This window comes from Nocardia sp. NPDC004278 (assembly GCF_053602975.1).
Genome location: NZ_JBSGEQ010000036.1, coordinates 41,347 through 61,346, shown reverse-complemented (window position 1 = coordinate 61,346; position 20,000 = coordinate 41,347). Strand labels below are relative to the sequence as shown.

The 20,000-nt window shown below is 62.9% G+C and carries 19 protein-coding genes; 14 read left to right on the top strand and 5 right to left on the bottom strand.

The window, feature by feature from the left end:
- Positions 1–21: 21 nt before the first annotated feature.
- The 3 genes from ACWEO2_RS36260 to ACWEO2_RS36250 are packed head-to-tail and all read left to right on the top strand — an operon-like array spanning position 22 to position 2,233.
- The gene (locus ACWEO2_RS36260; RefSeq protein ID WP_452409489.1) at positions 22–540 is read left to right on the top strand and encodes a MaoC family dehydratase; all 519 of its coding nucleotides are present in this window, start codon (positions 22–24) and stop codon (positions 538–540) included.
- A complete protein-coding gene (locus ACWEO2_RS36255; protein WP_452409488.1) occupies positions 540–1,490 on the top strand; it encodes an HpcH/HpaI aldolase/citrate lyase family protein in 951 nt (316 codons plus the stop codon). Before ACWEO2_RS36260 ends, ACWEO2_RS36255 begins: the two co-directional genes overlap by 1 nt.
- Entirely contained in the window at positions 1,487–2,233 is a 747-nt protein-coding gene (locus tag ACWEO2_RS36250) for an IclR family transcriptional regulator (protein WP_452409487.1), read from the top strand. The genes ACWEO2_RS36255 and ACWEO2_RS36250 overlap by 4 nt, the downstream gene beginning before the upstream one ends.
- A 46-nt stretch (positions 2,234–2,279) precedes the next feature.
- On the opposite strand, the gene ACWEO2_RS36245 is transcribed toward ACWEO2_RS36250, so the two are convergent.
- Positions 2,280–3,479: an NAD(P)/FAD-dependent oxidoreductase gene (locus ACWEO2_RS36245; RefSeq protein WP_452409486.1), complete on the bottom strand. Its 1,200-nt coding sequence runs from the start codon at positions 3,477–3,479 to the stop codon at positions 2,280–2,282.
- Between the two features lie 454 nt (positions 3,480–3,933).
- Here ACWEO2_RS36245 and ACWEO2_RS36240 point away from each other — a divergent pair, with 454 nt between their 5' ends.
- The 11 genes from ACWEO2_RS36240 to ACWEO2_RS36190 all read left to right on the top strand — a co-directional run bounded on the left by ACWEO2_RS36240 (position 3,934) and on the right by ACWEO2_RS36190 (position 14,867).
- Positions 3,934–4,788, top strand: coding sequence for an alpha/beta fold hydrolase (locus tag ACWEO2_RS36240; RefSeq protein ID WP_452409485.1), 855 nt, complete (start codon positions 3,934–3,936; stop codon positions 4,786–4,788).
- Between the two features lie 30 nt (positions 4,789–4,818).
- Positions 4,819–6,096 carry an aromatic ring-hydroxylating oxygenase subunit alpha gene (locus ACWEO2_RS36235; protein WP_452409484.1) on the top strand — a complete coding sequence of 426 codons (1,278 nt, stop codon included), beginning with the start codon at positions 4,819–4,821 and terminating at the stop codon, positions 6,094–6,096.
- A gap of 5 nt (positions 6,097–6,101) precedes the next feature.
- A complete protein-coding gene (locus ACWEO2_RS36230) occupies positions 6,102–6,581 on the top strand; it encodes an aromatic-ring-hydroxylating dioxygenase subunit beta (protein WP_452409507.1) in 480 nt (159 codons plus the stop codon).
- Positions 6,506–6,883, top strand: a complete 378-nt coding sequence (locus tag ACWEO2_RS36225) for a hypothetical protein (protein ID WP_452409510.1) — start codon at positions 6,506–6,508, stop codon at positions 6,881–6,883. Before ACWEO2_RS36230 ends, ACWEO2_RS36225 begins: the two co-directional genes overlap by 76 nt.
- Positions 6,880–8,034, top strand: coding sequence for an acyl-CoA dehydrogenase family protein (locus ACWEO2_RS36220; RefSeq protein ID WP_452409483.1), 1,155 nt, complete (start codon positions 6,880–6,882; stop codon positions 8,032–8,034). The genes ACWEO2_RS36225 and ACWEO2_RS36220 overlap by 4 nt, the downstream gene beginning before the upstream one ends.
- A 32-nt stretch (positions 8,035–8,066) precedes the next feature.
- A complete protein-coding gene (locus ACWEO2_RS36215; RefSeq protein ID WP_452409482.1) occupies positions 8,067–8,981 on the top strand; it encodes a VOC family protein in 915 nt (304 codons plus the stop codon).
- A 195-nt stretch (positions 8,982–9,176) separates the two neighbouring features.
- The gene (locus ACWEO2_RS36210; RefSeq protein ID WP_452409481.1) at positions 9,177–10,718 is read left to right on the top strand and encodes an AMP-binding protein; all 1,542 of its coding nucleotides are present in this window, start codon (positions 9,177–9,179) and stop codon (positions 10,716–10,718) included.
- A 101-nt stretch (positions 10,719–10,819) separates the two neighbouring features.
- Positions 10,820–11,722: an alpha/beta fold hydrolase gene (locus tag ACWEO2_RS36205; protein ID WP_452409480.1), complete on the top strand. Its 903-nt coding sequence runs from the start codon at positions 10,820–10,822 to the stop codon at positions 11,720–11,722.
- Positions 11,719–13,812: an acetate--CoA ligase family protein gene (locus ACWEO2_RS36200; RefSeq protein ID WP_452409479.1), complete on the top strand. Its 2,094-nt coding sequence runs from the start codon at positions 11,719–11,721 to the stop codon at positions 13,810–13,812. Before ACWEO2_RS36205 ends, ACWEO2_RS36200 begins: the two co-directional genes overlap by 4 nt.
- A gap of 13 nt (positions 13,813–13,825) precedes the next feature.
- Entirely contained in the window at positions 13,826–14,035 is a 210-nt protein-coding gene (locus ACWEO2_RS36195) for a ferredoxin (protein WP_452409478.1), read from the top strand.
- Entirely contained in the window at positions 14,028–14,867 is an 840-nt protein-coding gene (locus ACWEO2_RS36190; protein WP_452409477.1) for an alpha/beta fold hydrolase, read from the top strand. Before ACWEO2_RS36195 ends, ACWEO2_RS36190 begins: the two co-directional genes overlap by 8 nt.
- Before the next feature lie 117 nt (positions 14,868–14,984).
- On the opposite strand, the gene ACWEO2_RS36185 is transcribed toward ACWEO2_RS36190, so the two are convergent.
- From ACWEO2_RS36185 to ACWEO2_RS36170, 4 genes are all read right to left on the bottom strand, one after another.
- Complete coding sequence (locus ACWEO2_RS36185; protein ID WP_452409476.1) at positions 14,985–16,193, bottom strand: cytochrome P450; 1,209 nt, start codon at positions 16,191–16,193, stop codon at positions 14,985–14,987.
- A gap of 172 nt (positions 16,194–16,365) precedes the next feature.
- Positions 16,366–17,715, bottom strand: a complete 1,350-nt coding sequence (locus ACWEO2_RS36180) for a dihydrolipoamide acetyltransferase family protein (RefSeq protein ID WP_452409506.1) — start codon at positions 17,713–17,715, stop codon at positions 16,366–16,368.
- Between the two features lie 20 nt (positions 17,716–17,735).
- Entirely contained in the window at positions 17,736–18,689 is a 954-nt protein-coding gene (locus ACWEO2_RS36175; protein WP_452409505.1) for an alpha-ketoacid dehydrogenase subunit beta, read from the bottom strand.
- A 16-nt stretch (positions 18,690–18,705) separates the two neighbouring features.
- On the bottom strand, positions 18,706–19,758 hold the full coding sequence (locus ACWEO2_RS36170) for a thiamine pyrophosphate-dependent dehydrogenase E1 component subunit alpha (RefSeq protein WP_452409475.1): 1,053 nt from the start codon (positions 19,756–19,758) through the stop codon (positions 18,706–18,708).
- Positions 19,759–20,000: the final 242 nt, after the last annotated feature.

Sequence of the window (20,000 nt, the reverse complement as noted above, 5' to 3'; positions counted from 1 at the left end):
GCCAAGACAAAGGAGTTGATTATGGGTGGCTGGGTCGGCCGATACTTCGAGGACTTCACCGAGGGGGAGCGGATTGACCATGGTGTCGCCCGCACGGTGACCGAAGCGGACAATCACGTGTTCACGCTGCTGACCTACAACACGAATATGACGCACACGAACAACGAGGTCGCGGCGCGGACCGAGTTCGGTAAGCCCCTGATGAACAGCACTTTCACTTTGGCCATGGTCACCGGTCTCACGGTCCGCGACCTCAGTGAGAACGCTGTCGCGAACCTCGGCTGGGGCGAGATCGAGATCCTGAACCCTGTGTTCGCCGGCGATACCCTCTACGCCTCGACCGAGGTGCTGTCCTGCCGCGCGTCCAAGAGTCGAGCAGAAGCGGGCATCGTGCGGGTCCGCACCCTCGGTTACAAAGGCAGCGGTGAGCCGGTGATGCGATTCGTGCGCTCGATCATGATCTACCGCCATGGCCACGGCCCGCGGGCCGGGTGGCCCGCGCCGCCGAGCGTGGTCGGTGGAGCGAACGAGGCCGAGTGATGCCGGGTCTGATGGACGGCTCCTGTCGATTGGATGCACCACGCCGCGCGATGCTGTTCGTCCCCGCGCACCACGACCGATATGTGCGTAGCGCCGCGGCGTCGGATGCCGACGGGGTGGTCCTGGATCTCGAGGACAGTGTCCCGGAATCCGAAAAGGAAACGGCTCGTGCGGCACTCGGACCTGCAGTCGTTGCGTTGGGTAGGCTGCCGAGGATCCTCGCCCGCGTCAACCGGTCGGCGCTGGCGGCCGACCTCCAGGCATGCCGAACCGCGGGTATCGCGGAAGTGCTACTGCCCAAAGTGGATTCGGTTGAGGACCTAGTGGAACTCGATCGGGTCTGCCAGGTGCTCGACTACGACCCGGATATTTCGGTGCTCGTGGAAAGTGCGCGTGGACTTCGCCGGATCGATGAGATTCTCGCCCGGCCCGGGGTTTGCTCCGTTGCGCTCGGTGTCGAGGATCTGCGGGCGGAACTCGAGCTGCGGGCGCCGTATCCGGGTGGTACTTCAGCCACCGTGCTGGCAGCGCTCGCCGAGGTCGTTGTCGCTGCGGTCGCCAACGACGTTGTGCCGCTGGGTATTCCCGGATCTATCGCCGAGCTCGACGACCTCGATTCGTTCGCGGCGAACGCCGCACAGGCGTGGTCGATGGGCTTCCGGGGCAGCTACTGCATTCATCCTCGCCAGGTCGAGATTCTGCTTCGTGCGTATTCGCCGGACGACGCGGACCGCCAGTGGGCGACTGCCGTGGTTGCCGCCGAGACCGAAGCGCTCGGTGCCGGCCGCGGAGCCTTCGTCGTTGACGGTGCCATGGTCGATGCTCCCCTCATCAATCGAGCACGTCGCATTCTCAGCTACCCGAGCAACGGTGTCGTATCCGGCGCCGCACCTCTGCCCGCTCGGCGGCCCTCACCAATCAGCTCTTCCGATGAGAGGAACCTGTCATGACCGCAGTGGTCGGAAAACTCTTCACCGCGCTGGACTGCATCGCGCAGGAGGGCGGGGATGCGGTCAGCCTCGCGCAGCTCACCCAGCGGACCGGTATCCCTAAAGCAACGTTGTACCGGCTGCTGTGTGATCTGCTCGAGGCGGGTGTGATCGAGCGTGGCCGCAGCGGCTATTCGCTCGGCGGGCGACTGTTCGAACTCGGATTCGCGGTCCCGAAGTACCGACGGTTGCGCCAGTTGGCACAGCCGTACTTGAACCAGCTCCAGGGCGAGACAGGCCAAACCGTTCACCTGGGCATCCTTGCCGAAGACCAGGTCGTGGTGCTCGAGAAGGTCCATGGGCGATCTCAGGTTCTGATCCCCACGACGGTCGGTTCCCATCATGCGGCGTACGGGACTGCCATGGGCAAGATGCTTCTCGCCCACAGTGGCCCGGATACCGTCCATCGGGTTCTGAAGGCCGGTCTGGCCCGGATCACTCGATGCACGATCGTCTCGCCGGGCATGCTCTTGCAGCAACTGGAGCGCTACCGACTGGAGGGTTTGGCGTGGGAGCAGGAAGAAACATGTTTGGGTGTCGGTTGCTTAGCAGCGCCGGTCACTGGTTCGACGGGTGAAGTCGTCGCTGCGGTGTCGGTCGCGGGGGAACCCCGCCGACTGGACACGCCTGCTGTGCGGAACCGGTTGCGGATCACGGCGGACCGGGTCTCCCGCAGCCTTCGGCTGGAGCTTGCCGCCAGTTGAATGTGCCTGGCCGATCCCGGATGCACACCCGGGATCGGCCAGCGACTCATTTACGAACCAAACTCTCTGCGTCGGTCCACGGCGCACCTGACTCTATGATCGCGCGCAACTTCATCAGGCGACCGGAAGCATTGAAACTCACGGCACCCGTTGTCTTTTCGGGAGAACCAAAAAGATACATCGCCCCCGGTTTCGGCGCGTCCCATTCGATGGTCCGAACCTCTGCGTTTGCCTCCGGCCAGCCGAGTGCCTGGATCTTCGACCCGACCTGATCGGTCCAGAAGTACGGTAGTGCGGCGGGCGGGGGAGTGTTACCCAGGATCGTGTCCGCCACGGCCGCACCTTGTTCGCGTGCATTGTTCCAGTGTTCGACGACACGATGGGTGTTCGTTCGCACCTGGAGCGTTTCGGCGACATCGCCGATCGCGTACACGTCCGGCACATTGGTTCGACACAATTCGTCACAAATGATGCCGCGCGCGAGTTTCAGTCCCGAATCCCGCAGCCAGTCGACGTTGGGTGTGGCACCGAACGCTACGAGGACCAGTTCGGCGGGCACTGTGGATCCATCGCTGAGGCGCACGGCCTCGACTCGGTCATCGCCGATCACACCCTCGACGCCGACCCCGTGCAACATCCGCGACCCGGCATCGCGCTGCATCGTACCGAGGCGAGCCCCAACGACCGGACCGACAGCGGCGCCGAGCGGTGTCGGCTGCGGGTCGATCACAGTGATGTCCATTCCGATGGACGCTGCGTGTCCAGCGACCTCGCACCCGATCAGCCCGGCGCCGACCACGACAACACGTGGGCGGCTCAGCAGGGCCGTCCGCAGTTCGAGACAGTCGTCGAACGAGCGCAGAGTCAGCACGCCGCAGTCTGGACCGGGGCCTGACAATGTGCGCGCCCGCGCACCCGTGGCGATCACCAGAGCGTCGTAGTTCACTTCGTTGCCGTCGGCGAGCGTGACTACCCGCCGTGCGGGATCGAGTCCGGTCGCCGCCGTACCGGTCCGGACAGCGATCCGCTCCCGATCGTAGGTCCCGTCGCTGGCGAGCAGGCGCGGGCTGGGCGGATCTTGGCTCCACAACTGGTCTTTGGAGAGCGGTGGGCGGTCGTACGGTTCGAGCCGTTCATCCCCGATCACTTCTATTTCTCCGTCGAAGCCTTTTTGACGCAGATGCGTGACAACGTTGTGCGCGCCCAGCCCAGCTCCGACAACCACGACTTTGCGTAGCGCCGTCATTAATCGCTCCCTTTCTCGCCGACTTCCCGAAGAGGAGGCCGGAGGCTCGCAATAGTGCATTGCGGTGGGTTCACAGCGGGAGCAATCGGTCCCACGCTACGGGACATGATTGTGAATTGCGTTGTCGCCCAGACGGCGGCTTTCGCGGTGGTCGTCCACCTCCGCCGGGATATCGCATGCCGGCGTTCACTTGATAGCCGGCAGTCCCGGTACGCAGGCCGATCCCGAGAGGGCATCGCGACGATCGGATCGCAAGCTCGTCCAACCACCGGATCGGTTGTGGCGCATGACACCGGTTCAGCTGTTTCGGTGGGTGGGACGGTCGTATTGTCGGCTGCGGCCCGGGTGAGGTGGACTTGGCGCGTACGCAATTGAAATCGGGGTGCGACGAGCGCACCACATGCGATATCACCATGTTGGCACGTCGTGACCAACCGGCCCTCGAAGGAGTCCGATGTCCGCGAAGACGCTGCTGGTCCTACCCGGGCTGACCCCCGGGCTGTCGGCAGATCGCCTGGTCGAGGTCCTGCGGAAGATGTCCACCGCTAACGATCGCCATCACGGCGTCGATCTTCTCGACCTCCTCGTCCGGGCGGACCGCACCGATCGAGTCGGCGCGGACGGCCTGGCCGAAGAATTGTCCGAACTAGTCGACGAAGCACGCTGGGGCACGGTCGACGTGCTTGCGGAGGGCGTATCGGCAACTGTTGCGCTCCGCTTTGCGAGCCGATACCCGGACCGGGTCGGCCGACTCATTCTGATCGCCCCGGTCGGATACGCTCAGCCGTTGAGTGGCGCATGGACCACGTCCGGGGACCTCGCACAATTGGTGCGCCAGCTGTACCTGGGAGATCCGTACACGAGCGATGCCGCATTCACCACGCTGTGCGGTGGGTCCGGACTCGCTGTACCCGACGCGGGCGCGGCATATCGTGCCAGCACAGTGAACGTCGATGTGAAAGGCGCAGTGTTGCGGCTCTCGGACTGGCTCGAAAGGGGAGCGTTCGATGCGCCGCCGTCCGCTGTTGGCGACGGATTGCGAACCATTCGCGTGCCCGTCGATCTGATCTGGGGCCGGCTGGACCGGGTCAGCGGGCTCGATTCGGCGTTCTACCTGAATCGCCGGCTCAAAGACGCGCAGCTCCGGATCTTCGGAGACTGTGGGCACTTGGTCCGGGAGCAGGGCGGAGACCGGCTTGTTCGACACATTCATTCGTTGTTGGCTGAATCCGATAGCGCCGTGCGCGGTGGTGAACTTTACCGGAATTCCGATGTGGCAATATCAGACCGATCGGTCTCCGGTGCATGACAACAACCATGGGAGGAAGGCAGCTGACAAATGATTGATCCCGATGTCCTCGTGGAGCCGGATGGCCGAGTTCATATGGCCGTCTATACTGATCCGGAGATATTCCACCTCGAAATGCGCCGGATCTTCTACCAGACCTGGATCTATGTGGGACACGTCAGCGAGGTCGCCGCACCGGGTGACTATCTGACCACCTACATCGGCCAAGTGCCGGTTATCGTGGCTCGTGACGAGGACAATGCGATCAATGTGCTCGTCAACCGTTGTGCCCACCGTGGGACAACGGTTTGCCAACGCGAGCGCGGCACCGCGAACTATTTCAAATGCGAGTACCACGGTTGGGTCTACAACAACACGGGCAAACTGACCGGCGTCAGTCTGCGGCGCGGGTACGGAGAAGGTGAGCTGGGCGAGGCCGAACGCATCGGTCTGCAACGGCTACCTCGGGTCGATTCCTACCAGGGCCTTATCTTCGCCTCGCTCAATCCCGATGTGGAGGACCTCCGCGATTTTCTCGGCCTGGCGAAGGAATACCTCGATGACTGGGCGGCTCAGGCCCCCGATGGAGTCGTCAGTGTCCAGGGCGGTAATTATCAGCTGACCTACCCAGGTAATTGGAAGCTCCAGATGGAGAACAATACCGAGGGTTACCACCCAGATTTCTTGCATGAGGCCGCAGTGCGGGTGCAACTGCACAATAGTGCGCGGGCTCGAGCGGCACGCGGGGAGGCACCGAAGCCGCGCACCAAACGCATCGCGGCCATGGAGGGCCGGGGCATCGACCTGGGAGGCGGGCACAACCTCGTCGAGACACCCCAGGTAAGCATGCTCGCGGAACGTCGGTACCCGAAGCCTTTCGTGAAGGAGCTGACCGAAACGTACGGGGAAGACCGAGTGGGCAGGCTGCTCGGGCCGCCATGGCGACTTACGATCTTTCCCAATCTCGGTATCGGCGGGTCGAATATTCGGGTCGTACAGCCCTTGGCACCCGATTCGACCTACGTGCGACAATCATTTGTCGACCTGCCGACGGCCCCCGAGGAAGTGCGCGCGCATCGCCGTGAGCAGGAACAAGGCTTCTACGGGCCCGCAGGCTATGGCGGACCGGACGACGCCGAGATGTTTGCTCGTATGCAGGAAGGATTCCGGTCGGCATCGGCAGCCACACTGGACCCCTGGGTGCTTTTCACACGTCAGTCGGGCGCGGAGGAGAAGCTTCCGAATGGTGCGCTGGCCGCGGATTCGAGCAGCGAGATCACCCAGCGTGCGGTATACCGCGGCTGGCTGCGGTATATGAAGGAAGCGTGATCGCCATGGCCGTCAAGGACGAGATCGAGGCGCTGCTGCTCAGGGAAGCGCGATTGCTCGACGAATGCCAATATGGGGAATGGTTGGCTCTGCTCACAGACGATGTCACATATTCGATCCCGCTCACATCCGCCCGAGCCGACGAGCTGGCCATCATCTGTGAGGACCGCTTCCGAGTTGAAGCTCGGGTGTGGCGGGTCGAACAGACAGGTCTCAACCATACCCAGGACCCGCCCTCGCGTACGGTGCGCGCGGTGAGCAACATCGAGGTCGAAACGGACATCGATGTCACAACCGCGCGATTTGTCACGGTGCTGTACGAATGGCGTCCTGGTGGGCAACGTTTCCAGCAACCGCTCAACGTAATCCCCATGCGTTGCGAATATGGCCTTCGAAAGGAGTCCGACCGATGGCTCATCTGCCGCCGGGAGCTGATTCTGCTCCAGCGAGACGGGGATCTGCCGCCGATGACATTCCTCGTCTGACCGAAAGCGGTGGAGGGGGCGAATGGCTGCGTGTCATGAACGAGTTCGCATCGGTGCTGGTTCGCGTCGACAACGCTGCGAACGGTCCGGTGCTGCGAATCACCGATCCGGCAACCGGCCAGAGCATCGGACTCGACCCGCTCGAACTCCAGGCGCTTGCTTGGTGTCGTCATGATCAACTCGACGAGCTGCTCGCCCCGGCATTCAAAGAGCGGCGACTGGCCGAGCTGCAGGCGAGCGGCGAGATCGATGACTTCGATGAAGCATCCCTGGAGACACCCCGACAAGGAGAAGTACCGTGAATGGCCTCATTCCCGAGGAGCAGGCGCTGGTCAAAGCCGTCCGAGACTTTGTCGAGCGCGACGTCCGGCCGGTGGTCAGCGAACTCGAGCACAGCAACACCTACCCCGAGCATCTCATCGAGACGATGAAGGAGCTGGGTCTGTTCGGCCTGACCATCCCGGAGCCCTACAGCCCCGGCCGAGTATCGACGGCTTGCTTCGCGAAGGTCAGCGAAGAGCTGGCGCGCGGGTGGGTCAGTCTCGCTGGAGCTATGGGTAGCCACTCGGTCATCGCCCATCTGGTGTCGCAATTCGGCACCGAAGAGCAGAAGGAGAAGTTCCTGCCGGCGATGGCGACCGGCGAGATCCGTTCGGCCATGGGTTTGACCGAGCCGGGTGGCGGGTCGGACTTGCAGGCGATCCGCACCGTGGCTCGCTCCGACGGCGACGAGCTGGTCATCAACGGCGCCAAGATGTGGATCACCAACGCTCGTCGCGCGGGCATGATCGGGCTGTTGGTGAAGACCGATCCGGCTGCAAATCCGCCACATCGCGGGATCAGCATCGTGCTCGCCGAACCCGGGCCGGGATTCACCGTGTCACGGGATCTGCCCAAGCTCGGCTACAAAGGTATCGAAACCTGCGAGCTGTCATTCGCGGACTATCGAGTTCCGGCTTCCGCTGTGCTCGGCGGGACACCCGGCAAGGGATTCAAGCAGATGATGGCAGGTCTGGAGATTGGTCGGATCCAGGTCGCGGCCAGAGCGTGCGGAATCGGGGGTGCGGCGTTCGACGCCGCGCTCACCTACGCACAGCAGCGTGAGACCTTCGGCAAACCGATCTGGCAGCACCAGTCGATCGGCAACTACCTGGCGGACATGGCGACCAAACTCCAGGCATCGCGCTTGCTCGTCCGTGATGCCGCGGAGGCGCTGGACCGCGGCGAACGCTGCGATATGGAAGCCGGCATGGCCAAGTTGTTCGCAACCGAAATGGCCACCCAGGTGGCGCTTGACGCCATGCGTGTGCACGGCGGCTACGGCTACTCACTCGAGTTTCCGGTCGAGCGATACTACCGTGAGGCGCCGTTGTTCCTCGTCGGTGAAGGCACCAATGAAATGCAGCGCAACGTGATCGCCAAGCAACTCGTCGAGCGCGGCGTGCAGCGTTGAACAGTACATCACCTAGTCAGAAAGAAAGCGCCATGACCGCGTCAACCGTTCCTATTCTCAACCTCGGCTACGTCGGCGTCAGTGCACCAGCTCCCGGTGAATTCCGGACCTTCGCGACGGAAATCATCGGCTGCGAGGTGCGCGACGGAGCGGATGGGGCTGTGCTGCTCAAGACCGACGATCGGGCCTACCGTGTCGCGGTGCACCCCACCGAGGGGCGTGGCAACATCACCTACCTCGGTTTCGAGGTGCAAGGCCCGGTGGCGCTCTTGCAGACTCTGGCGGTTCTCGATGAGCACGGCATCGCCTATGAGCGGATCGTCGGCGACAAGGCCTATGCGGAACGCAAGGTGGCCGAACTCGTCCGGCTGACCGATCCGAGCAATGTCGTGGTGGAGGTGTTCTGGGGTCAAGAGCGCGACTACGAGTTCGCCTCACCACAGGGTGTATCGAGATTCGTAACCGGCGATCAAGGGCTGGGCCATGCCGTCATCGGCGTCGCAAACCTGGATGCCAGTTTGGAGTTCTACACCCGGATATTCGGATTCCAGTTCAGTGACGTGTCTATTCAGAACAACAATCGAACCGTGTTCCTGCGATGTGGAAGCCGCGAGCACTCTCTGGCCATGGTGCAGTTTCCTCCTGAGAAGGCGCCGCGTCTGCATCACTTCATGTTCGAGGTCGGCGAACTGGACGATGTCGGCAAGGCCTATGACCGTGTTATCGATCAAGGTGTGCAGTTGACGCTCACACTCGGCCGGCATACCAACGACTCGATGGTCAGTTTCTACTGCAAGACTCCGGGCGGCTATCAGATGGAGTACGGCTGGTCGGGCAAGCAGATGGCCGAGAGCGAGGCTGCGACGACAATGACAAAAGGGGATGTCTGGGGCCACCGATTTGTTGAGTCTGGTAAATCGGTCAACGACCTCATCAAGAAGAGCTGAGGTTGACACGGCGCTGGTGCTTATGTCAGGCGGGGCAGCGCAGCCGCGTCCGCGGCCCAGAGCCCAGAGCCCAGAGCCCAGAGCCCAGAGAAAGATGAATGCTCGGCGGCAGGCACTTGGCCTTCGGACGAGATTTTGGATCGGGCCACGTGCGCGGTGTGCGTGGCCTGGCTCAACCAGATGTGAGGAGAACATGTGACGATCTGGGAGCAGGCTCTGCTGACGCCCGACAAACCGGCGATCATTGTCGAGCCGGCAGGAGACACGCTCAGCTACGCTCAACTAGCCGATCGATCACTGCGCTTGGCCTCGTTCATCGCCGCGGCAGGCCTGCGGACCGGCGATGCCGCCGCCGTCTGGATGCGCAACTCCACCTGGTATCACGCACTGTACTTCGCCGCGATGCGCACCGGTGTGTACCTCGTGCCGGTCAATGCCAACCTCACCCCCGGGGAGGCGGCATATATTATCAATGACGCCGACGTGAAGCTCCTTTTCGCTCATCCGGCGACAGCACGCGATGGGACGATCACGGATCTGTTGAGCCCTGATGTGACGCAAGTCAGCATCGGCGGCGATGTGCCCGGCTTCACCCGGTTGGAGCCCGAACTTTCCGCTCTCGGTCCGCATGCCGACACCGACGTGGTTCGCGGCGCACCGATGTTCTACTCGTCGGGAACAACGGGTCGCCCCAAAGGCATCAAACGTGCCATCACCGGCGTCGGCTATGCCGAAGGAAATGCGTTCGAACGTTTCCTGCAGACCTCGTATGGCATGACGCAGGATACGGTCATACTCTGTCCGGGACCCAGCTATCACTCGCTGCCGCTGATGTACCCGGCCGGCGCGCTCGATGCCGGTGGTACTGCGGTGATCATGGAGCGTTTCGACCCCGCGGTGGCACTGGATCTGCTCGAGCGTCACCAGGCGACCATGAGTCTGTGGGTTCCGACCATGCTCAAGCGGATGCTGTCACTACCTGCCGACCTCCGCTCTGGCCGCGAACTCGAGCGGCATCATCTGGCGTTCGTTTCCGGCGCACCCTGTCCGCCCGAGGTCAAGCTGGCGACGATTCGCTGGTGGGGACCGATTGTCACCGAACTCTACGGTGCCTCCGAACCATACGGAATTACTCGGGCGACCGCCGAGGAATGGCTTGCTCGACGTGGCACGGTCGGTCGCGCGATCATGGGAGTCCCACACGTTTGCGACGTCGACGGTACCGAACTACCTGTCGGAATGCCTGGCCGAATCTATTTCGATGTGCCGCAGGACTTCGAATACCACAAGGACCCGGAGAAATCTCGGCGTACCCGGCACCCCGTACACCCGACGTGGCGGTGCATCGGTGACATCGGCTATCTCGACAAGGACGGCTATCTTTTTATCACCGATCGTGAATCGAACATGATCGTCTCCGGCGGGGTGAATATCTACCCGCAGGAGATCGAAGATGCCCTTATCGACGACCCGCTTGTGCAGGACGCAGCCGTAATCGGTGTGCCCGATGATGACCTTGGCGAAATCGCCCAGGCGGTGGTGGTGCTCAACGACGCGACAGGTGATGTGGAGGCAGCGCAACAGGAATTGCTCGCCGTGCTGGCGAAGCGTTTTGCGCGTTACAAGCTACCTCGCCGATGGATGTTCGTCGACACGCTTCCGCGCCAAGACAATGGCAAGCTCTATAAGCGACTACTGGCCAAGACTGCTGAGAATTCCGCGCCGAGCTCGGATTGATCGCCGTCGGGTGAGCGCATAGCGACTGGTTTCGGCACTCGGTTCCATGATACGGACTGTGCGGGTTGGCTGACCGGACCAAGGGCGGGCACTGTTGAGCTATGCAAAACGAGGAGATCGACGAGGGCGTTCGGGAGTATATCGACGCCGGAGGTACGCGGATTCACGTAATGCGTATCGGTGACCGGCCCGAAACCGTCGTTCTGTTGCACGGCGGTGGGCCAGGTGCGTCGTCGTGGACGAATTTCATGGAAAATGTGCCGGCACTGGCGGAGTACTTCAGTTTGGTCCTCATCGACCTTCCCGGCTACGGGAAATCCGGGCCGGCGAATCAACCTGCCGACGAGCCCTCGGCATTCGCCTACTACGCCGGCTGCGTTGCCGAGGTTCTCAACCGGATAGGTGTGCACAAGGCGCATTTCATCGGTAACTCGCTCGGTGGCGGGGTGTCGTTCCGGTTCGCAGCCGCCTACCCCGAGCGCACTGGGCGGCTCGTGCTGTTGGGGCCGGCTGGGGTGTGTTACCCGGTGTGGTCTCCGTCAGGACGTATCCATTCCCACCTCGGGGAGGTGAGCTCCACACTGCTGCGTGACCCGAAACCGGCCACTATGCGCGCCTTTCTCGAGGAAATGGTCTACGACAAGTCGTCGGTCGAGGACGCTCAGGTTCTCGAGCGACTGTCCGACTTGTTGGAGCTTGTCGAGAACCAGAAGGCAGGCTCGCCGATATTCGAGATGTGGCTCGCCGCAAAGGATCGAGTGGTCCGATTCAATCCGGCGGACTTCGAGAGCTGGCGGTTGTGCGCGACGGTGGACGCGGAGACATTGCTTATCTGGGGACGCGACGATCACTTCAACCCAGTGGATGGGGCGTTGTTCCCGCTGCAGTACATGCCGCATGCCGAGCTTCAGGTGTTCGGCCGGTGTGGTCACTGGGCCCAGGTCGAGCAGGCAGAGCGCTTCGATCGGGCCGCTATCGAGTTCTTGACCAGGGAGGCGGCATGACCGCGATCGTTCCCGAACCAGGCGCGAACATGTCTGGAGGGGTCGACCTGACACGTCTGTTCCGGCCGCGGCGACTGGCCGTCATCGGTGCCCACGATTCCAAGGCGCCGTTCGACTTCATGTTCCGGCAGATCGAGCGACGAGTACTTGCCGAGGGCGGGACGATCTACCCGGTCAATCCGCGCCTCGAGTCGGTATTCGGGCACCGTACGTACGCCTCGCTCGACGATGTGCCTGGCGACCTCGATGTTGTCGTGGTGCTCATCGCCGATGTGCTGGGTGCGATGGAGCAGGTGGTGCGAAAGCGGCCGGCGTTCACGGTCGTACACGCATCGGGATTCTCGGAGAGAGGTACCGCCGAGGGGCGAGCGGCCGAGGACCGGCTGCGTGAGTTGGCTGCTGCGGCGGGCACCCGGTTGGTCGGTCCGAACACGAACACGAACCTGTTCGAGGTACTGCCGGAGCGAGATACGCCGCTGATAGGTCTCGCGACACAGAGCGGCCATCAGGGGCGGCCGATCGCCTCGGGACAGGATCTCGGCTTCGGCCTCAGTTACTGGGTGACCACCGGTAACGAGGCGGATCTGGAACTGTCCGATTTCGTCGAGTTCATGGCGCGGGACGAGCAGACCAAGGCGGTGGCCTCCTACGTCGAGGGCTTCGGGTCGGGAGCCGCGTTGCGGCGTGCGGCGACGGCGTGCGTCGAAACTGGTACCCCGTGGGTCCTGGTGAAGGTCGGGTCGTCCGATCAGGGTGCGGCCGCAGCGATGTCACATACGGGCAAGCTGGCCGGCGCTGATGCGGCGCTGGATGCGTTCTTCACCCAGTTGGGGATACATCGTGTCCAGGACCTGGACGAACTGCTCGATGTCACAACGGTGTTGTCCAGGGTCCCCGCACTGCCGGTAGCCGATGGCGTGGCCATCATCAGTGCATCCGGTGGGACGAACGCGCATCTGGTGGATGTCGCCGCGAATGCGGGGCTGCGCGTACCGGAATTGTCCGCCGAGACACAGGCGCGGCTGCGGGAGCTGCTGCCGGAGCCACTGGCCACCCGCAACCCGGTGGACAACGGCGGGTATTCGCTGCTGAAGGGGCTGGGCGAGAAGATCGTCGACGCGGTCCTCGATGATCCAGCCGTAGGCATTCTGCTGCTTCCGGTGTCGACGCCCCTTCCGGCCATGGGCCCGCCGATCGAAGCGATGGCATTGCATGCGCACGCCCGCGGTGACAAGCCGGTCATTACCCTCGCACTTTTGCCGAGTACCGACGACCCGGTGTTCCGTGCCATGGTCAACGGAGGTGTCCCGGTTGTGCGGAATATGCGTAACGCGGTGAGCGCGGCGAACGCGCTGCTCAATCACCCCAGACGGCGTAATCCGGAGGGAGTTGTCGACGTGTCGCCGGTGCCTGCGCCCGTACCGCCCGACGCGGCGCGCACAGTGCTGGCTGAACACGACTCGCTGGCGTGGCTCGCTGAGCGCGGTATCGCCCCTGCTCCGCACACGCTCGTCGCCGCCACTGACATCGATGGCCTCGTGGCAGCGGCCGACGCGTTGGGTTACCCGGTGGTGCTCAAGGCGGTCGCGGACGGCTTGGTCCACAAGAGTGATCGGGGAGCGGTTGCAGTCGGCATCGCTGATGCCGAGCGGCTGGTGGCGGAGCGTACTGCGATGCTCGACCGGCTCGACGATCTGACCGTCTCGGGATTCATTGTCGCAGAGCAGGTTTCGGGCGGCGTCGAGCTGCTCGCGGGCATTTCGCAGGACCCGCTGCTCGGGCCGATCGTGATGGTCGGCTCCGGCGGTACGGCTGTCGAAGTGCTCCACGACACCGCGATGTCGGTTCTGCCCCTGACCGAGGAACGAGCCCGCCAGATGGTGGACGGCCTGCGTATCCGTCCGCTGCTGGACGAGTGGCGCGGTCGGCCGGCACTCGATGTCGAGGCTGTGGTCCGCATCTTGCTCATCCTCGGTGAGATCGCGGCCGCGGGCGTGGTCGCCGAGCTCGATATCAATCCGCTGCTCGTGCGTGCGGATGGAGTCGTGATGTTGGACGCGGTCGTTTCCGTGCTCGGACCGACTGACTAGGAAGGAAGCAACAATGGATATCAAGGTTGATCTCGGCCTCTGCCAAGGCTACGGCGTGTGTGCCCAGATCGCACCGGAAGTCTTCGAACTTGATGACGACGGTTACGCCGTGGTTCCTGACGACACAACCGTGCCCGAAGGCATGGAGGCGCGTGTTCGCGAATCCGCCGGCGCATGCCCGGTACAAGCGGTGATCCTGTCGGGAGAGTCCGCTGATGCCTGAGGCAGGCGACCCGGAAATCGGTCTGACACTGCACCATGGACCGTTTACAACCAATTATCACGATGTCGGTGCCGGTACGCCGGTTCTGCTGTTGCACGGTTCCGGTCCTGGCGTCACGGCTTACGCGAACTGGCGACTGACCATGCCGCGGCTCGCGGAGGAATTTCGGGTCGTCGCCCCGGATGTCGTCGGATTCGGTTACACACATCACGCCGAACCTGGCTCGCCGGATAAGTCGCAGTGGCTGGAGCACATCGCCACATTCCTCGACGGGCTTGGTTTGGAGCGGGTGTCGATTGTCGGGAACTCGTTCGGCGGTGCTCTTGCCTTGTGGTTCGCGATGACCTACCCGCAACGGGTCGACCAGCTGGTGCTGATGGGTTCTGTGGGGGCGCCGTTCGAACTGACAGCGGGGCTCGACGCGGTGTGGGGATACGAACCCTCCCTCGAGGCGATGGAGCAGTTACTGCGGTACTTCGTTTACGATCGCGGATTGCTTCCGGCGGATCTGGGCGAGATGCGGTATCGCGCGTCGAGCAAGCCAGGTGCGCAGGAGCGCTGGGCATCGTTGTTCCCGGCGCCGCGACAGCGGTGGATCGATGAGTTCACGGTGCCGGCCGATGCGTTGGCGGCGTTGCAGCACCAGGTATTGCTTGTGCATGGGCGTGATGATCAGGTGGTTCCGTTGGAGACATCGCTGCGGCTGCTGCGCGCTGTCGACGACGCTACCTTGCATGTGTTCCCACATACGGGGCACTGGGTGCAGATCGAACGCGCGGCCGAGTTCGCTGAACTGGTGTCTACCTTTCTGCGGCGAGAGTCCGACCACTGAATGTGGCAGAGGATGGATGCGTGGCCACGTGCCGTACACACCGTCTGAGCCGCCATACAGCGAAGCGGGGCCGGGAATTCATTCCCGGCCCCGCTTCGGCATTTGATATGTGGCTACCTACCAGGTGACCGGAAGTTTGTTGAGCCCGACGATCAGCGGGTTGCTCTTCAGATCGACCTCAGCCAGCGGCACGGTGGGTGCGATATTCGGCATACGACGCAGCAGAGTCTTCAGGGAAATCTGCAATTCGGCTCGGGCCAGTATTTGCCCGAGACATTGGTGCACGCCGTGGCCGAATGACGCGTGTTTCTCCTGCTCGCGGTAACCGAGGTCGAGCTTGGCGTGCGCGTGGAAGGCGCGAGGATCTCGATTGGCTGCGGGGACGTTGAGAATGACCCCTTCACCTGCGCGAATCAAATGCCCGTCCACCTCGACATCCGCTGTTGCGACACGATTGAGATTGTTCTCGATGATCGACATGTATCGCAGCAGGTTTTCCACAGCGTTCGCGACGAATGCAGGGTCGTCATTGGCGCGGAATTCAGCGAGCTGGTCTGGATGCTCGGCCAGTAGCAGGGTACTCATCGCGATCTGGTTGGCGGTCGTCTCATGACCTCCGATGAGCAGCAGAATCGCGGTGATGACGCACTCCTGCTCGGTGATATTGCCGTTGACGAAGTAGGTGTTGATCAGCCTGCTGTAGGTATCTGTACCGGGCTTCCCCTTCTTCTTGTGGATGAGCTCGGACAGATACGCGCCCAGTTCCTCAGCGGCCCGCATGACGTCCTCGCGGCTGTTATTGGGCGTGAGCATGGTGCGGGTCTTGGACTGGAAATTGTCATGGTCCTCGTATGGAACGCCCAGGATCTCGCAGGCGACGAGCGAGGGCAGGGCCATTGCGAAGTCGGCGACGAGATCGGCAGGCGGCCCCTTTCGCTCCATGTCGTCGAGCAGTTGATCGCAGTGCTCCTGGATGCGCGGACGCATTTCTTCGATTCGTGGTGCGGCGAAATCGCGGGCGACCATACGTCGCAGACGCGCGTGCTCCGGATCATCCATCCGCAGGAATGAGAGACGTGTCGGAATGGGCGCGCTCGTAGCCTCCGAAATGGAAGGCATGCCTGGGTGTGACCAGTTCACCGAGAATCGTGTGTCGCCGAGTATCTGTCGGAAGTACTCGAGGCGAGTTACGACCCAGGAGGTGCGTCCGTCCCACAGTTTGACCTTGGTTATCCCCTCCGCCTCACGCCAGGCCTCGTACTCGGGCGGGGGGTCGAACGGGCAGCGGCTTCGTGGTAACGGATAGCTGGGGAGTTCGTCGGTCATGAGCTCATTTGTCACAGCATGTTCCCAATCAGTCGGGCTAAAGGTGATGTCATCAGTGTGTGAGGCGTCACGGCGTGGTGTCGCGTGGCGGTTTCAGTCCGCAAGACCACGGAGGAAAGTCGCTGTTGCGGGCGGTGTCCGTTCGACCGGACACCGCCCGCAATACGGGTATTCAAGCGCTTGCGAATTGGTATGGGTCGGCGATGAGTGCGGCTATCCGGGTGAGGAAACGGCTACCCAGTTCGCCGTCGACAAGGCGGTGATCGAATGACAGCGAGAGCGTCATCGTGGTCCTCGGGACCACCTGGCCGTCGACGACCCACGGCCGCTCGGTCAGGGCGCCGAGTGCGAGAATCGCGGACTCGCCGCGGTTCAGAATCGGTGTTGCTCCTTCAACACCGAAAACACCGACATTGGTGATCGTGAATGTGCCGCGCGTCATGTCGGTAACCGGTGTGCGGCCGGCGCGGGCGGTGGTGACCAGGTCTGTGAGCGCCGACGAGAGTTCGCGCAGCCCGAGCGTGTCGGCGGATTTGATGTTCGGGACGATGAGGCCCCGGTCGGTGGCGGCGGCGATACCGAGGTTCACCCGCGCATACTCGACGATCTCCTGAGCGCTCTCGTCCCAGCTGGAGTTCACCCCTGGGAACTCGCGCAGCGCGATACAGGCTGCCCGCGCGGCGACGAGGAGCGGAGTGACCGACAGCGACTCGAAGCGTTCGGAATGCCTCAGCTCGGCGACGAACTCGCGGCAGCGGGTCGCATCAATGGTTACGAACTCGGTGACGTGCGGGGCCGAGAACGCCGACGCGGACACTGCCTCAGCGGTGGCACGGCGGACACCTTTCACCGGAATGCGGTTACGGACCTCGGGTCGCTCGCCGTCGCCGCCACCGCTACTACCGAGCTGGGCATCGCGGTATCGGACAACGTCGAGATAGGTTATGTATTCTCCGTTCTCCGCGGGGGTCAGTTTGTCGAGTGGGATACCCAGTTGTTTGGCCAGAGTCCGAACCGGCGGCGTTGCAGCGGGTCGTTCGGCTGGCACGAGTCCCATCTGAGCTACGGGTTCGCTTTGTGCCACGGGCTTGTTGCGCGCGGTGCGGGGGGTGGGCGGGGACGGGGCGTCCGCTTCTGGGCCGTACCCGACCAGTACCTCGACTCGATCGTGGTCCTCCGCTGGCGGGGCCGGAGCCGAGGAGGATGTGAGGGCGGTGGAGGCAGTGATGTCGCGGGCTACGAACGGTTCTTCGTCGTCGGCCTTCACAGGTCGGGCAGTCTCCGACACCTCCTCATCACCTGTGGCAATGGTGAGCAGGACACTGCCGACTTCGAGGGTTTCCCCTTCCTCAGCTCCGAGAGACACCACCGTGCCTGCATACATACAGGGAAGATCGACGACCGCTTTGACAGTCTCGACTTCGACGACCAACTGGTTGAGCTCGACCGTATCGCCGGGGCCCACCAGCCAGCGCGCAACTTCGGCTTCTGTGAGTCCTTCGCCCACATCGGGCAAAAGCATTTCCTGCACGATATCCGCTCCTACCAGCTCATGACCTGGTCGACGGCATTCAGGATGCGGTCGACGTCGGGTAAATAGTTCCGCTCTGCCTTGGCAGGCGGGTACGGGATGTTGTAGCTGCCTACCCGCAGCACTGGTGCCTCCAGATAGGCGAAGCATTCTTCACCGATCGACGCTGCGATCTCGGATCCGACGCTGACGAAGGTCGGTGCTTCGTGAACAATGACCGCACGTCCGGTCCGGCGCACCGAATTGACTACTGTTTCGAGATCCAGCGGAGCGATCGAGCGCAGGTCCACGACCTCTGCGGCGATGCCTTCGCCGTCGAGAGTGTCCGCTGCCCGAAGGCAGTCGGCGACCATACCGCCGTAGGTGAGGATTGTGACGTCGGTGCCCGGCTTGGCAACCCGTGCACGATCCAGGGTGAGATCTGCGGATTTGCTGATCTCACCTTTGTGCCAGTACTGCCGTTTGGGCTCGTAGAAGACGACGGGATCCTCGCAATCGATGGATTGGCGCAGCATCCAATAGGCGTCGTCGGGGTTCGAGCAGGCGACTACTCGCAAGCCCGAGGTGTGCGCGAAATATGCCTCATTGGATTCGCTGTGATGCTCGACCGCACCGATACCGCCGCCGACCGGGATTCGGATGACGACCGGGAGCCGGACCAGGCCGCCGGTTCGAGCATGCATCTTCGCCAGCATCGAAACGATCTGGTTGAAGGCAGGGTAGACGAAGCCGTCGAACTGGATCTCCAGTACAGGTCGGTACCCGCGCATCGCCAGCCCGATCGCGGTGCCAACGATGCTCGACTCGGCCAGCAGCGAGTTGAAAACCCGCTTCGGGCCGAATTCGTCGAGTAGTCCTTGCGTCACCCGGAATACACCGCCGAGCTGGGCTACATCTTCGCCCAGTACGAGCACCTCGTCCTCATGCATGGCGTCGCGCAGTGCGTTGTTCAGCGCCTGAACCATTGTCGACATGTGATCCTCAGCTTCGTGGTGCGGTTGTGGAGAGATAGCGCTGCTTCTCCTTTGCGAGCAAGGGATTGCTTCCGCAAAGCACCTCGTCGAAGAGCCGAGCCAGATCGGGTGCCGGCAGCTCCTGGCACTCCCGACGGGTGCGGCCCGCGAGTTCTGCGCTTTCTTTGTCGATCGCGGCGACGAAGTTGGCATCGAGCCAGCCCTTGTGGTCCATGAAGGTGCGCAGTCGCTCGATGGGATCGAGTTTCTGCCACTTCTCGAAGTCCTGAGCTTGCCGGTAGGCCTGCGGATCGTCGGCGGTGCTGTGGCCTCCCATGCGGAAGGTGATCGCCTCGATGAACGCCGGACGATGCTCGCGCCGGGCACGCTCGACGGCGGCTCGGGTCACTGCGAGAACCGCGAGTACGTCGTTGCCATCGACCAAGTAGGAGTCGACTCCGAACCCCGCGGCCCGTTCATGGAGTGGGCGAGCCAACTGGTTGTCCACCGGCGTGGAGATAGCCCACTGGTTGTTCTGGCAGAAGAAGACCACGGGGCACTCGAAGGTCGCCGCCCAGTTGAGGGCTTCGCTAGCGTCGCCCTCACTGCTGGCCCCGTCCCCGAAATAGGTGAGGACGACTTCGTCGGTCTCCTCGAGCCGGGCGCCCATTGCGAATCCGGTCGCGTGCAGCAACTGAGTCGCCAGGACCAGGGTGTAGACGTGGAACCGGTAGCGGTTAGGGTCCCAACCACCGGCGCTGCAGCCACGCCACTGGGACATGATCTCTTTCGGCTCGATGCCGCGAAATAATGCGGCGGCGTGGTCTCGGTAACTCGGGAACACCCAGTCGCTGTCGCGGAGCGAGGCGATCGAGCCCACCTGAGCGGCCTCTTGGCCCCAGGACTGCAACCAGAGGCCGAGTTCGCCCTGACGCTGCAGGGTATAGGCCTCATGGTCGAAACGACGAGCGAGCGTCATACGACGCAGCAGCTGTTGGCATAGTTCAGGTGTTACTTCAAGCGGGTAATCCGGGTCGGGTGTCAGCTCGGATGAGGGTGTGAGCAACTGGATCGTGTCCATGGATGCCACCTTGTGGGTTTGCAGCCGGGTATGGCCGAGATGAAAGTCGTGTGTTCACCATTGCTGCGGTCGGGCATCGGCTCCAGTCGTCGGTGCCACGATGCAAGACCTACGGTTCGCGCGGTCGCCCATATCGGTGCCGGTGTCTCACAATGTGAACCGGTCAGCTGGAAGTGGCCCCATGGGCATTGGCACAATTCGGCAGCGGCTACGGCGAAATAGAGGCCAACTGATGAACGCTT

Coding starts and splice junctions, on each gene's coding strand:
- ACWEO2_RS36200 (WP_452409479.1), top strand. CDS start 11,719: ATGACCGCGATCGTTCCCGAACCAGGCGCGAACATGTCTGGAGGGGTC.
- ACWEO2_RS36255 (WP_452409488.1), top strand. CDS start 540: ATGCCGGGTCTGATGGACGGCTCCTGTCGATTGGATGCACCACGCCGC.
- ACWEO2_RS36235 (WP_452409484.1), top strand. CDS start 4,819: ATGATTGATCCCGATGTCCTCGTGGAGCCGGATGGCCGAGTTCATATG.
- ACWEO2_RS36190 (WP_452409477.1), top strand. CDS start 14,028: ATGCCTGAGGCAGGCGACCCGGAAATCGGTCTGACACTGCACCATGGA.
- ACWEO2_RS36260 (WP_452409489.1), top strand. CDS start 22: ATGGGTGGCTGGGTCGGCCGATACTTCGAGGACTTCACCGAGGGGGAG.
- ACWEO2_RS36250 (WP_452409487.1), top strand. CDS start 1,487: ATGACCGCAGTGGTCGGAAAACTCTTCACCGCGCTGGACTGCATCGCG.
- ACWEO2_RS36205 (WP_452409480.1), top strand. CDS start 10,820: ATGCAAAACGAGGAGATCGACGAGGGCGTTCGGGAGTATATCGACGCC.
- ACWEO2_RS36170 (WP_452409475.1), bottom strand. CDS start 19,758: ATGGACACGATCCAGTTGCTCACACCCTCATCCGAGCTGACACCCGAC.
- ACWEO2_RS36195 (WP_452409478.1), top strand. CDS start 13,826: ATGGATATCAAGGTTGATCTCGGCCTCTGCCAAGGCTACGGCGTGTGT.
- ACWEO2_RS36225 (WP_452409510.1), top strand. CDS start 6,506: ATGGCTCATCTGCCGCCGGGAGCTGATTCTGCTCCAGCGAGACGGGGA.
- ACWEO2_RS36240 (WP_452409485.1), top strand. CDS start 3,934: ATGTCCGCGAAGACGCTGCTGGTCCTACCCGGGCTGACCCCCGGGCTG.
- ACWEO2_RS36245 (WP_452409486.1), bottom strand. CDS start 3,479: ATGACGGCGCTACGCAAAGTCGTGGTTGTCGGAGCTGGGCTGGGCGCG.
- ACWEO2_RS36215 (WP_452409482.1), top strand. CDS start 8,067: ATGACCGCGTCAACCGTTCCTATTCTCAACCTCGGCTACGTCGGCGTC.
- ACWEO2_RS36180 (WP_452409506.1), bottom strand. CDS start 17,715: ATGCTTTTGCCCGATGTGGGCGAAGGACTCACAGAAGCCGAAGTTGCG.
- ACWEO2_RS36230 (WP_452409507.1), top strand. CDS start 6,102: ATGGCCGTCAAGGACGAGATCGAGGCGCTGCTGCTCAGGGAAGCGCGA.
- ACWEO2_RS36185 (WP_452409476.1), bottom strand. CDS start 16,193: ATGACCGACGAACTCCCCAGCTATCCGTTACCACGAAGCCGCTGCCCG.
- ACWEO2_RS36175 (WP_452409505.1), bottom strand. CDS start 18,689: ATGGTTCAGGCGCTGAACAACGCACTGCGCGACGCCATGCATGAGGAC.